The sequence below is a fragment of the Nocardia sp. IFM 10818 genome, from assembly GCF_054655275.1.
Map to the genome: position 1 here is coordinate 3,031,552 of NZ_BAAHJH010000001.1, position 12,916 is coordinate 3,044,467.

The following is a 12,916-nucleotide window of genomic DNA, read 5'->3' on the forward strand; positions in this document are numbered from 1 at the left end:
CGTCGGCCGCCCAGCCGGTGCGCTGCAACTCCCGGCGGCGAATACAACGCAACCGTAGCAATTGCTCGAATTGAATACAACGGTCGCGTAGGATTTTGTCGAACAGGGTGCGGTCCAGCAGGCTGACCCGGTGCACCAATGGAGGCGGAACGGGAAGTGACGGAATCACGCGCGGCGACCGGCCGCCCCAGGCGTCGCTACGCGCCGCGGCTTCCGCCCGAGGAACGCCGCGCCCAGCTCTTGGACGCGGCCTTCGACGTGCTCAGCCGCGCGGAACTGCACGAGCTGAGCATGGAGGCCGTCGCCGCCCGAGCCGGAGTCGGAAAACCGGTGCTGTACACCGTGTTCAAGACCCGCGCGGAACTGGTGGCGGCCCTGCTCGAGCGGGAACGCGAACGCGGCCTGGAGCAGGTGGCCGAGACGCTGCCGACGGATCTGCTCGGTGCGGACCCGGTGCTCGCGGCCTCGAAGACGGTCGAGGCGTTCGTCGGCGTGGTGCTGGAGCATCCGATCCGCTGGCGGCTCATCCTGGCCAGTCCGGGCAATGCGCCCGAGGAATACCGTGCGGCCCTGCGTGATTCGCGCACCGGCATCTTCGATCAGGCCGAGGCGCTGATCCGCATGGGCGCGGCCCTCGATTCGCGTTGGGCGGCAGTGGATTCCGCCCTGCTGGCCGATTCGCTGCTCACCATTGCCGAGATGCTCGGCCGCCTCGCCATCAGCGACCCGGAGGGTTATCCGCGCGACCGCCTGGAAGAGTTCGTTCGCTCCATCGTGCGCCTGCTCGGCGGCGGCCCGGTCGAACGGTGAGTGAGGAGACTCTGAGAACCGCTGTCGCGCTGGGGTTTTCCAGCGTTAACAGACGCCGTGCCCCCAATATTGGGGTCCGTTGCGTTTGCTAATGATCGCCGGATCGCCGCCGACGCACTGATCATGAGTACGACACACAGCCCCGCCCGCAAGACTTCGATGCTCCGTCGCGCCGGCGTCGTCGCCACGGCGGCCGCGGCCGCCCTGGTCGGCTTCACCGGTCCCGCCACCGCTCTGCCGAGCGATCCGGCCACCATCTTCTCCACCACCCTCACCCGCGTTCCCGGCCCCAGCTGCGCCGCGATCATCAATGCCACGGTCGTACCCCAGCCGCAATCCGGTGTGTTCGGTGTCCGGGTGCGGATTACCCAGGACGGCGAGTTCTGCAGCGCCTATCGCGTAGCGGTGGTGTGGCGCAATCTGGATTCCGGGTACAGCGACGGGCAGTCGCACCGAGTCAATGAGCGCGGGGTGCTCGAGCACACGCCGGACAACGTGATCACCGGCTTCGGCACGGCGCCCGGCGCGGGCCGGGTGGAGGCTCGGATCGTCGCCCAATACGACGACGGCACCCAGCGGGAACTGGAGGACCAGATCAGCGGCACCGCGACCTTCACGCTGGGCTGATCGCCATACCGGCAGGGCATCGGGGCTCGCCGTCGGCGAGCCCCGATGCCGTACCCGGATTACTTGCGCTGCTCGGCGTCCCAGCGGTCCAGCAGCGCCGGGAGCTGCTTGCCCATCCACACGAAGAAGTCGTGCATATCCCGCACGCGCGCCGCGTCCTCCCCGTTCGGATCGTCGAACAGCGCCAGCCCGCGCGAGGTCATCTCGGTGAGGCTGTCGTACATGCCGCTCTGCCGGCGGGTCAGCTCGGGCAGGATGCCGGGCCGGATCGAGTAGTAATCGCGGCGGTCGCCGGGCTTGGTGGTCTTGTCCACCCAGTGCATGGTGGTCAGCGTCTTGAGGGAACTGGAGATGGAACCCTTGGACGCCTGCAGCGCCTCGGCGATCTGATTGAACGTCTGCTGCGCCGGGTCGCTGACCAGCAGCCAGCCGACGGTGCGGCCGACCATCCGGACCAGTCCCATGCGTTCCAGGACGAGCGCGAAATCCTCCACGAAGGCCAGTTGGGCTTCGGTGGGGCCGTGGGGCTCGGCGGCCGCGCTGCTGGGGTCGGGCGTTGCGCTGGTCATGACTCGAGTATTCCTTCCGGTTGAAACGACCGAACGGGGTGGGTTCGGTGAACCCACCCCGCGGGGGACTGCTACACCGCGAGGTCGCGGCGGTCGAAGACGGTGAGCGCCAGGCCGATCGCGGCGGCGATCAGGACGGCCAGCACCGCCATGTTCCCGGCGTCGAAGCCCTGGACCGCCGGCGCGCCGCCGACTCCGTAGTGGAACGGCGACAGCTTCTGCAGCCAGGCGCCGCCGTCGATGATCCCGCCGATGCTGTTGGCCACGTAGCCGACGACCACGAGCAGTGCTGTCAGGCCGAGGGTCCGGGCGCGCTTGCCGGTGACCGCGCCGATCGCCTGGGTCAGCGCGCCGACCGCGAGGGCGAACAGGCCCAGTCCGAAGTCCGCGGCGAGGATATTGCCGGCCGGGATCCCCATCTGCCCGGCATTGGCTCCGGCGAGCACGCTGAGGCCGAGCACGGTGGTGACGATGGCGATCTGCGCCGCCAGCGCCGCGAACCGCTGCGCCAGGAACGAGGTGCGGCTGATCGGTTGTGCCAGCAGCAGATCCAGCGTCCCATTGTCCTCCTGGGTGGCGGTGCGGGTGCCCATGCTGATCGCGAAGACCAGCATGAGCAGCATGCCGATCAGGGCGAACACGGTGGAGTGCAGATATCCGGCGGCGGTGCCGAAATCGCTCAGCCCCATGGCCGTGTACATGTCGTTCTGCTTGATATCCAGTGACCCTTGCTCTTTGAATGACTGGAAGCTGGGCAGGTAGATCATGGGAACGACGGCGAAGCCGATCGACCAGCCGATGAGGGCGCGGCGCTGTTCGGTGAGGGTGCGGGTGAAAACCGAGGCGGTCATGGCGTTTTCCTCTGTGCGAGAAGGTGAGTGAATGTTCGGAGGAGCGGGTTCAGTGGCGCTCGTAGAGGTCGAAGAACAGTTCTTCGAGATCGGGCTCGGTGGACAGCACGCTCACCAGCGGGTACTTGGCCGACATCTTGAACAGCGCGTCGACCTCGCCTTCGGTGGTGCAGCGCACGGTGTTTCCCTCGATCACGAGGTCGCGCACGCCCGGCAGGCGGGTGAAGTCGTCGGCGAAGACGTTCTCGCCGAACACGATTTCCACCGAGCGCGGCGCCCGGCGGCGCAGATCCTCGACATTCTCGGTGCCGAGCAGGCGACCGGCGCGCATGATGACGGCGCGGTCGGCGGTCTGCTGCACCTCGGTGAGGATGTGCGAGGACATGAACACCGTCTGGCCATTGGCCTTGGCCTCCTGCACCAGGCTCAGGAACCGTTGCTGGAGCAGCGGATCCAGGCCGGAGGTGGGCTCGTCGAGAATGAGCAGATCCGGCGAGTGCATGAAGGCGGCCACGATGCCGACCTTCTGCTTGTTGCCCTTGCTCATCGAGCCGACCTTCTTGGACAGGTCCAGATCCAGCAACTGCGCCAGCTCGTCGATGCGCCCCGCGGGCACGGTCTCGCGCTGCCCGGCGAAGTAGGTCAGCAGTTCCTTGGCGGTATTGCGGCCTTCCAGCGCCAGCTCGCCCGGCAGATATCCGATGCGCTTGCGCAGCTCCGGCCCGCCGGCGCGGGGATCGGTGCCGAACACCTCCACCTGTCCCGAGGTGGGCCGGATGAGGTCGAGCAGGATCCGGATGGTGGTGGACTTCCCGGCCCCGTTGGGTCCCAGGAATCCGAACACCTCGCCCTGCGCGACCTCCAGGTTCAGGTCGGTCAGCGCGACGTTCTTGCCGTAGTGCTTGGTGAGACCTGCGACGCGAATGGCGGGGGCGGTCATCTCTTACTCCTTCGAAGCGGGCTCGCACTCTGTTCTGTTAGTGCGATGTGTTCAGTATCGACTGAACAAACAGAACCTGTCAATACCCGCGTGGAGAATCATCGGTCAGCGTGCCCCGGCCGCCCGCAGCAGCATGACGATCCGGCCCCGTCTTCCGGCGGTAGCGAGAGCCAAAGTTGTTCGGCCAGCGGCTGTTTCGGCATTGATGTCGGCCCCGCCCGCGATCAACTCCCGCGCGGTCGCGAGTTGCTTGCAGCGAACCGCGACGTGCAGCGGGGTATCCCCGTTCTCCGCCCGGGCATCCGGATCCGCGCCCGCGGACAGCAGCTTCCGGGTGGCGGCCACCCGGCCGTGCGCCGCCGCGATATGCAGGGGAGTGCGCCCGGTGTCGTCCCGTGCGTCGATGTCCGTCCCGAACCCGATCAGCAGGTCGATGGCCTTCGCGTCAGCACGCAGCGCCGCCGCGTGCAGCACGGTGCCCTCGGCGCCGCGGATCCCGGTGTCGGCGCCCGCGGCGAGCAGCACGGGCGCCAGCCATGCGCACGACTCGAACAAGGCGACATACAGCGACGTTTTCCCCGACAGCGTCTGCACGTTCGGATCGGCTCCCGCGCCGATCAGCGCCTGCACGACCGGCGCCGTCCCGGCGGAAACCGCAATGTGCAGCGGCGTGATGCCGAGCGAGTCCTGGACATGGGGATCGGCTCCGGCCGCCAGCGCCTCCCGGGCCAGTGCCGCATCGCCCGTGCGTGCCGCGCGCTCCAGCAGCAGGCTCTCGTCCTTGCGCAGGCTGGCCCGCAGCACCTCCGTTCTGCATGCGGCGCACCGGCCTTCGAGGATCAGATCCAGCGGTGTCGGCCGGCCCGGGTCCGCGCCGTGCGCGTGCGGGTCGGCCCCGGCGTCGAGCAGCAGCCGCACGATCTCCGCGCGGCCCAGGTGCACGGCGAGGTGCAGCGGCGTTTCCCCGGTTGTCAGCTGCCGCTGGACGTCGACTCCGGCGGTGAGCAGGTCGCGCACGAGCTCGGGCAGGCCGGCCGTGATGGCCGTGGACAAGGCGGTCTTGCCGGACTTCGACACGGAGTGCGGGTCGGCTCCCGCCCGCACCAGTTCGGCGACCGCGTCGAGGGTTTCGTGCTCGATCGACGAGCGCAGCAAGCGATTCAGCGACAGCCGATACCCCTCGCCCCGGAACAGCGAGTAGCACCCCATCAGTGGCGAGCCCAGGGCGGCCATCGCTCGTTCCCGCTCGATCTCGGCCGGATCGTGGGCGAACGCTCGCAGCGCGCCGCGCTGCCACCCGACCACATGCACTTCCGGGCCACAGTCGATCAAGAACGTCTCGACCACATCCGGTGGCAGGACGGCGGGCCGCTGCTCGATCATCTGCATCCCCCCGGTCAGCGATCGGACAACAGTATTCGGTGTGTGAGCCGGCTCGCAATGGATTCGGGGTTGACGAAGCATCGCGTCCTGGATAGCTTCGTAAACCTCATGGGAACCTTGATTTTCTTCCTGTAATCGCCTCGCCGCGTTGAGCTTCGCTCCGCCGCGAGATCCACCCCACACGTATTCGCCTCCCGGCGTCCCTCTTCGGCATGCACTCCGTCCCCGGTGTTCGCATGCCCTCGTGTGGGTTCCCCAGCGATCCGGCACACGCCGAGAACAGGAGACCCCCTTGCTTACCGCTACTGCCCAACTCACCCTCTCCCACGTCACCAAGCGCTACGACGACCGCGTCATCCTCGACACCGTCGGCCTCTCCATCCGCCCGGGTGAGAAGGTGGGCATCGTCGGCGACAACGGTTCCGGCAAATCCACTCTGCTGCGCCTGATTTCGGGCCACGAGCTCCCCGATAACGGTGAGCTCACCGTCCAATCACCCGGCGGCGTGGGCTACCTCGCCCAAACCCTGGACCTGCCGCCGACCGCCACCGTCGCCGACGCCATCGACGTGGCCCTGTCCGACATCCGCGACCTGGAATCCCGGATGCGCGCGGCCGAAGCAGCCCTCGCCGCCCCCGGACCGCTAGGAGATCGCCTCGACGAATACGCCGACCTGGCCACCCGATTCGAAGCGCGCGGCGGCTACCTCGCAGATCAACGTGTGGAAACCGCCCTGCACGGCCTGGGCCTGCCCGGCCTCGACCGCACCCGCCCGCTCGGCACCCTCTCCGGCGGCGAACGCCGCCGCCTGGCCCTGGCGGCCACCCTCGCCGCCGCCCCGGAACTGCTCTTGCTCGACGAGCCCACCAACGACCTGGACGACAGCGCCGTCGAATGGCTCGAACAACACCTGCGCACCCACCGCGGCACCGTCGTAGCGGTCACCCACGACCGGGTGTTCCTGGAACGCATCACCTCGACCGTGCTCGAAGTCGAAGCGGGCCGAATCACCCGCTACGGCAACGGCTACGCGGGCTACCTGACCGCCAAAGCCGCCGAACGCCGCAGACAGCAACTGGAATACGAGGAGTGGCGGGCCGAACTCACCCGCAACAAGCGCCTGGCCGAATCGAATGTGGTCCGCCTGGAAGCCATCCCCCGCAAGATGGAAAAGGCCATCTTCGGCTTCGGAGCCTTCCGCGCCCGCGGCTGCGCCCACGGCGCCATGTCCCGCATCCGCCAAGCCAAGGAACGCGTTGATCGACTGACCGAAAACCCGGTGGCACCACCTCCCAGCCCACTGCGATTCACCGCGGAGCTGTCCGCGCCGATGTGCGCGGACGAAAAGCGCGCGGACGGAAACACCACCCGTCATTCCGGCGTGCAAAACCCCGCCGGGATGACAAGGGAAGCCTCCCCGGTGACAGGGGAAGCACCCGCTGCGAGGCCACCGGTGGCGGAGCTGACCGGCATCGTCGTCGACGGCCGCCTGCGGCTGGACGGCTTGCGCCTCGGCGCATCCGACCGCCTGCTGGTGACCGGCCCCAACGGCGCGGGCAAGACCACCCTACTGCGCCTGCTCGCGGGTGAACTCACCCCGGACGCGGGCTCGGTGACGATCCGCGGCCGCGTCGGCCACCTACGACAGGAGGAATCCCCTTGGCAGTCGAACCTGACCGTGCTGCAAGCCTTCGCATCCGGTCGCGTCGGCTACCCGGACGAGTACGCCGACCAGCTACTCGCCCTCGGCCTGTTCCGCCCATCGGAACTGACCTTGCGCGTCGGTGAACTGTCCTACGGTCAGCGCCGCCGCATCGAATTGGCCCGCCTGGTAACCGACCCCGCCGACCTGCTCCTCCTGGATGAACCCACCAACCACCTGTCCCCAGGCTTGGTGGAAGACCTGGAGCAGGCTTTGTCCGGATACCCGGGCGCAGTGGTCCTGGTAACCCACGACCGCCGCATGCGCGCCCAATTCACCGGCCGCCGAATGGAACTCCACGCCGGCGAGCGCGCCGACCTCGAGGCCGCATAATCCGCCAGATTCGGCTCCGATTATGAATGCCACCGCCCTCCCGGCACGTTCACTGCGCCCGCCGACGCCTGCGGCGCAGGCTCCCCCTGCCGATTCGCGACCGCAGCCGTGACCGAGATGGCGAAGATTGCGCGACGCTATCCATGAGTTCGCTGTCTGGCAGGGATGGTCCAGTCTCACCGCAATAGTCACAACCATTGCCGCAGTCGGCGCACTCTGGTTTTCCAGCCGGTCATTGCGGACCACTTTGGATGTGGCGGTGACACCGCCGAGCCGCCCGAAACCATGATCGCCGCTGCGTTGTTCGATCAGAACTTCAGGAGCATGACGTAGTCATCGTGGCGTTGTGTACCGACAAGGAAGGTCTTTGTGCCGGTGACAATGAAACCTTGTTTTGTGTAGAAGCGCTGGGCGCGAACGTTTTTCTGGTTCACGCCGAGCCATGCCCCGGCGGCGCCCTCGGTGCGGGCGGCGTCGAGGGCGGCGGTCATGAGCTGTGCGGAGACGCCGCCGCCGTGGTGGTCGGGGAGGACGTAGACCTTGGAGACCTCGATCAGTTTGTCGAGCTCCTCGCCGAGGGCCGCGATGACGTCCGGGTCGGTGGGGGCGAAGGCGTTGAGCAGGGCGTAGCCGATGATTTTGTCGTCGGCGACGGCTTTGAGGACGGTGCGGGCCGGGTCGGTGAGGTATTCGGTGAAGCGTTGGGGAGAGAGGACGTTCGCGATGAATTCGGCGGTGTCCTCCGGTGTGGTTTCGGGTGGGCAGGCCAGGGGGAAAGTGATGGCGGCGACTTCGCTGAGGGTTTCGGCGTCGGCGGGGGTGGCGCGTTCGATGATCACTGGGCTGCTCACTTGTCCAGTGAAGCATGGCCGGGGGCGGGGTGGACCGGCGCGGGCGCGGTGGTGGCGCGGCGGTGGAAGGCGCGCGCGAAGGCGATGAGGATGATCGCGAAGAGGAGGGGCATGGCGAATCCGGCTCGCAGGGTCAGGCCGGCCGCTATGCCGCCGACGACTACGCCGCCGATCAGAGTGCCCGCGTAGTTGAAGAGGTTGAGGCGGGCGATGAGGGAGTCCAGGTTGCGGCCGCTGGTGAGTTGGCCGGCTTCGCTGAAGCACAGGGGGACGATGACCGGGAGGCCGAGACCGGCGACGAGGAATCCGATGATGGCGACCTCGGGGCCGGGTGCGGCTACGACGATCGTGAGGCCGAGGGTTCCGATGAGGGCCGCGGCGCGGACGACGGCTCGCGGCCCGAATCGGCGGACCCAGAGGTCGCCTGTCAGTCGGCCGAGCAGCGATGCGCCTTGGTATGCCGCCAGCGCGAGGGCTGCCGTCGACGAGGTGGCGAGCAGGTCGTCGGTCAGGTAGAGCGCCGACCAGTTGCCTACCGCGAAGTCGATGGCGAAGGCCAGGGCCACCACCGCGCCGAAGGCGAGGAAGATTCGGGTCGGCACGGATCCGGCGGGTTCGGGTTCGGCGGGCCCGGCTTCGGCCTGCTGGGTGCCGAGCAGTCGTGGTCCGGCCGCGAGCCCGGCGGCCAGGACGATCATGGCCGCGGTGAGGATGGAGAGTTCCAGGGAGACGTTCGCGGCTTCGAATATCGATACGAACAGCGCGCCCGCAATGGCTCCGGCGCTCCAGGCCGCATAGAACGACGACAGCACGAAGCGCCCGTAGCCGTGCTGGATGAAGACGGCCTGCATATTGGTGCCCGCGTCCACGATGCCGACGGCCACGCCGTAACACCCGAGCGTCACGAACACGACGACGATATTCGGCGACAGCGCGACGGCGGTTCCGGTGACGGCGATGAGCCCCAATCCGATTCGCAGCGCCGCCCGGCTGGACCAGCGCAGTGCCATGCGCTCGGCGAGCAGGCTGCCGCCGCCTGCGAGCAGGGAGATCATGGCCACGGAGACGACGATCAACGTGTCGGTCAGCCCGAATTTGTCGCGTTGTTGCGGCAGTTCGGTGAGGACGACGGCGAGAAAGAAACCTTGCAGTGCGAAGGCCACCGAGTTCGCGACGCGCGCCCTTCTGAGCAGCGCATTCGGGGCTTGCATGTCGAACATTTCGAAAGAGTAGCGGCGGCAGGGTCCTCGGGCATCCGCATTGGGGATCTCGCGGGTCGGCCGCGAGGATGATTCCCGGCTCGGCCGGGTCGCGCCGCGACGCGCCGTTTCTGTCCCGGACTTTGTTCAGATACTGGTCAGATCCCGCGGATCCGTGCCCGCGATCGGGTGATCTTGCCGATGATGTACGCGCTGTGTCAACCGAACTGTCAAGCGCGTGAACGGATTCAACTGCATGGTATGTGCTTTGCGCGCATCACGATCGGCATCGCCGTTCATTACGTACCGCTCGCGATCGGGTAACGAATCTTGCCGCTTCGCTGTGAAGGGCACTGTTTGCTCGGGCACTCTGGAAGTACGGCGTGGGCTGGTGGTTCCCGGAACAGCGGGGGCGGTCCATGTGGTGGAAGTGGCTGGGGATGTGATCGTGTGAGCACGAGGCGAGTGGAAGTTCCGCATCGGCGGCCGGTGGCGCTCGCCGGGCCGCGACCGAATCGGAAGTCGACCGTTGCGGATTCGCGCGGTCATGCGCCGGGGGAGCGCTGTATCGAACCCGGGTGCGTCGATTGCCGCTGGGATGCTCAGCGCCTGAAGTACTGGTTACGGGGCCGGCTGCTGGCGGCGGGCGCCGAGGAGGCGCAGGTCGATGTGGCTCTCGGTGCTCATATTCCGGATGTGCTGTGGCGCAAGGGTGATCGGTTGGTCGCCGTTCAGGTGTCCAGCGCACCACCGGAGTTGACGCGGGCCCGGGCGCTCACGAACATATTGCGGACCAGTGGTTGTAGCGAAGTGCTATGGATTTGCCCTCCTGGTTTCTGGACCTCGCAATTGCCCGCGCTGGGCATTGACGATTTCGCGGCCGAGGGCTGCGAGTACCGGGCGGTCGGCGGCGTGCTGACCACCGGTCCGGGCGGTGTGGTCACACCCAGCCATGCCGCCTGCGAATTGCGCGATTTCATTTCGGATTGGGTGGCGGAAGAGTTCGCGTACGGCTTCCGCGATGAGCACACGGGAGGTTGGGCCAAGGTGACCGACTGGGAGCGGCACACCCGCACGCAGGCGGCCGTCATCGCACGGCAACGGCAAGAGTTGATGAACCAGCGCACCGCGCTCGCCCTGGCCCGCAAGATCACTCGCGACAAGTCCAAACAGCTGCTCCGCATGACCCATCGCCTCGAACGCGCCGAGCAGGCCGCCCAGGACCAAGCCGACGACCTGGCCCGGGTCCGCCGCCGCCTGGCCGACCACGACCGCGTGGACGCCACCCTGCGCCTGACCGTCGCCAGCCAGCGCTCGGCCGTCCAGCACTGGCAACTCATCAGCTGGTTCGCCCTACTGGTGATCGTCACCTTCATCGTCGCGGGATTGGTGGTGGTCTGACCGCCTACACCGGCGCGGTGGGCCACCACCGATCACGCAGGCACCGGCCCGCGCTGCCCATCGGCGCGGGTGCGCTGTGACGTGTTGATCGAATAGTGTTGGTGCACTACAGTTTACGTGCACGACAAGCAGAGTTCGGCAGGCTGATCGGGCAGCTTCATCTTGGCTCGTGGCAGTCGAGGCATGGAAGCGAGGGGGGATGCACGATGAACAAGAAGAAGGTTGCTGCGTCAGTCATGGCGGGTGCGGTCTGGGCGCTCCTCGGCGTGGGCGTTGCGCACGCTGGAGAATCGTATCGCGACGCGGTTGGTGAATCTGAGGCTGCGAAGCAGGATCAAGACTCGACTGCGGCGGAGTCTGGCGCTGGTCAGTGGGGCCAAGTGAAAGAGTGGGTGGAAAACACGCCGCTGCCGAGGTAGCCGGCGTAATCGTCTGAGGTTTCACTTCGCCGGCGGAGTGACAACGCCGCGTGCTGACCGTCGCTCCAGAACGTCTGGCGCTTCCTGAAGGTCAAGTCCATTGCTGCTCACCGGGTCTCGTGATGCCGGGTCAGGTGCGTAGTGTCTGGCTCGGTGGTATGCCGTAGACCTTGCGGTACCAGGCCGCGAAGCGGGCCGGGTGGGTGAAGCCCCAGCGGGCGGCGATGGCTGCCACGGTTACGCCCTGGGTGGGGTCGGCGGCTTGCAGGTCGTGGTGGGTGTTGGTGAGCCGGACGTGGCGGAGGTAGGTGAGCGGGGTGGTGCCGAGGTGGCGGCGGAATCCGGCTTGCAGGGCGCGGGGGCTTACGCGGACCGCTGCGGCGATTGCGGTTACTGTCAGCGGTTCGGCGGCGTGTTCGTCGATGAACTGGGCCGCGCGCCGGATGACCGCGGGTGTGGTCTGCCCCGGCTCGGGGGTGTAGGCGACGGTCATGGTGGTGTTGGGAAATGTCGCGAGCAAAGCGGTGGCGGTCAGCCTTTTCAACCCGTGCAGCACCAGCGGATTGATTCCGTCGACCCGGGATTCCACCAGCTGGCGGTACAGGAAGGTGGAGGTGTCGGCCCACACCCGCTGCGTGCCCGCCAGCGGGGACAGTCCATGGAATCTCAGCTGCCGGCCGGACAGGTCGCACACCTCGGCGGCATACTCGGCGACCTCGGACAATGGCAGCCGGACCAGGGCGTACACCATGTCGTGCATGTCGGTCTCCCAGCCGCTATCCATCGGCGCCAGGAACGCCCCGCCGACGGTGACCGCCAACTGTTGCTTCGCGGTGGCCAGGCGACCGCGGCCCGCGATCAGCACCGCCACGAGCAGGCGGTCGAATGGTTCGCCGTCGGCGTGATAGCCGATCCCGGAGAAGCGCAGCAGGTCGGCGCCGAGCCCGTCAGCGGTGGCCGACTGCACCTCGACACGCACCCGCTGCGGCGCGGACACGGTGATCCTCGCGCGGTGATCGATCACCAGACTCTTGACCACCGCGATACCCGTATCCGGCTCACAAGCGCGAACTTCGGTTCGGTTGACGGGAACCGTCGCATAACCGGCCACAGTGTCTCCGATCGCAGGCACCCCAGCTCGTTCCATCGCCGCGCGGCCGGCGTCTCAGCCAAGGATATCCGGAATGCGAAGGCGACATACCGAAAACGAATCCTGCTTGCCCACAGCGTATCCGGTCACGGCTTCGGGCACTGATGATAGAGGGAGCGGTCTGCACGAACGGGTTACCGCAACGACGCACCCCGGCAGTGGCAGTGCCCGGGCCCCGCAGGAATCAGCACCCCCGTCTCCCCGGCGGGGCCCACCCCCTCGCCTCCTTATCCCCTCGGCCGAGGCGAGTCAGGTCGGCAGTGCGTTGTTCGTGCCCGAACGCACCGCTATGCCGCACCCGCGCCGATCGTGCTCACCGCACCGGCGCGGGTGCGGTACCCCGTGTCGACGATCCGCACTGAATCGATGATTACTCGAACCGTCTTCCGATGCCGCTTTCGTATTTCGGAAACAATTCGACGGCATTGCGGCGGTAGACAATAATCCAGGCGAATCATTCTCGTGGCAGCGGTGTTTCGTAGGAACATCCAAATCGATCGAGAAGCCCCGGCTGTGATTTGACCCACGCCGACCGGCTGGCGTACTTTCAGCAGCACACCCGGCGCTCAGGACCAGGAAGGAGGCGACCCGGATGTCCACCAGCTCCGATCTCCGTCGCCTCGCCCACCGTACGGTGTGGGTCCCCGGTCGCGTCGCCCACGGCTTCTGACATCCGTTTTC

Annotated in this window: 12 protein-coding genes; 5 read left to right on the top strand and 7 right to left on the bottom strand. The window is 67.3% G+C overall.

What is annotated here, in order from left to right:
- Positions 1-138 precede the first annotated feature (138 nt).
- Positions 139-810, top strand: a complete 672-nt coding sequence (locus ACYQ5L_RS14040; RefSeq protein ID WP_459957784.1) for a TetR/AcrR family transcriptional regulator — start codon at positions 139-141, stop codon at positions 808-810.
- A 123-nt stretch (positions 811-933) separates the two neighbouring features.
- Complete coding sequence (locus tag ACYQ5L_RS14045; RefSeq protein ID WP_459957785.1) at positions 934-1,437, top strand: hypothetical protein; 504 nt, start codon at positions 934-936, stop codon at positions 1,435-1,437.
- Positions 1,438-1,496: 59 nt separating this feature from the next.
- Here ACYQ5L_RS14045 and ACYQ5L_RS14050 read toward each other — a convergent pair whose 3' ends face one another.
- The 4 genes from ACYQ5L_RS14050 to ACYQ5L_RS14065 all read right to left on the bottom strand — a co-directional run bounded on the left by ACYQ5L_RS14050 (position 1,497) and on the right by ACYQ5L_RS14065 (position 5,180).
- A complete protein-coding gene (locus ACYQ5L_RS14050; protein WP_459957786.1) occupies positions 1,497-2,006 on the bottom strand; it encodes a GbsR/MarR family transcriptional regulator in 510 nt (169 codons plus the stop codon).
- 71 nt (positions 2,007-2,077) lie between these two features.
- Entirely contained in the window at positions 2,078-2,857 is a 780-nt protein-coding gene (locus tag ACYQ5L_RS14055; protein WP_459957787.1) for an ABC transporter permease subunit, read from the bottom strand.
- A 49-nt stretch (positions 2,858-2,906) separates the two neighbouring features.
- Positions 2,907-3,797 (bottom strand): ABC transporter ATP-binding protein, encoded by an 891-nt coding sequence (locus ACYQ5L_RS14060; protein WP_459957788.1) that lies wholly within the window; start codon positions 3,795-3,797, stop codon positions 2,907-2,909.
- A 105-nt stretch (positions 3,798-3,902) separates the two neighbouring features.
- Positions 3,903-5,180, bottom strand: coding sequence for an ankyrin repeat domain-containing protein (locus tag ACYQ5L_RS14065; protein WP_459957789.1), 1,278 nt, complete (start codon positions 5,178-5,180; stop codon positions 3,903-3,905).
- 292 nt (positions 5,181-5,472) lie between these two features.
- Between ACYQ5L_RS14065 and ACYQ5L_RS14070 the strand changes: the two genes are divergently transcribed.
- Positions 5,473-7,215, top strand: coding sequence for an ABC-F family ATP-binding cassette domain-containing protein (locus ACYQ5L_RS14070; RefSeq protein ID WP_459957790.1), 1,743 nt, complete (start codon positions 5,473-5,475; stop codon positions 7,213-7,215).
- A gap of 308 nt (positions 7,216-7,523) precedes the next feature.
- Here ACYQ5L_RS14070 and ACYQ5L_RS14075 read toward each other — a convergent pair whose 3' ends face one another.
- Positions 7,524-8,066, bottom strand: coding sequence for a GNAT family N-acetyltransferase (locus ACYQ5L_RS14075; protein WP_459957791.1), 543 nt, complete (start codon positions 8,064-8,066; stop codon positions 7,524-7,526).
- Positions 8,063-9,277, bottom strand: coding sequence for an MFS transporter (locus tag ACYQ5L_RS14080; protein ID WP_459963428.1), 1,215 nt, complete (start codon positions 9,275-9,277; stop codon positions 8,063-8,065). Before ACYQ5L_RS14080 ends, ACYQ5L_RS14075 begins: the two co-directional genes overlap by 4 nt.
- Positions 9,278-9,715: 438 nt before the next feature.
- Between ACYQ5L_RS14080 and ACYQ5L_RS14085 the strand changes: the two genes are divergently transcribed.
- Complete coding sequence (locus ACYQ5L_RS14085) at positions 9,716-10,666, top strand: OTU domain-containing protein (protein WP_459957792.1); 951 nt, start codon at positions 9,716-9,718, stop codon at positions 10,664-10,666.
- Between the two features lie 206 nt (positions 10,667-10,872).
- A complete protein-coding gene (locus ACYQ5L_RS14090) occupies positions 10,873-11,085 on the top strand; it encodes a hypothetical protein (protein WP_459957793.1) in 213 nt (70 codons plus the stop codon).
- A 130-nt stretch (positions 11,086-11,215) separates the two neighbouring features.
- Here the strand turns inward: ACYQ5L_RS14090 and ACYQ5L_RS14095 are convergent, their stop codons facing one another.
- Entirely contained in the window at positions 11,216-12,124 is a 909-nt protein-coding gene (locus ACYQ5L_RS14095) for a helix-turn-helix transcriptional regulator (RefSeq protein ID WP_459957794.1), read from the bottom strand.
- Between the last annotated feature and the right edge of the window lie 792 nt (positions 12,125-12,916).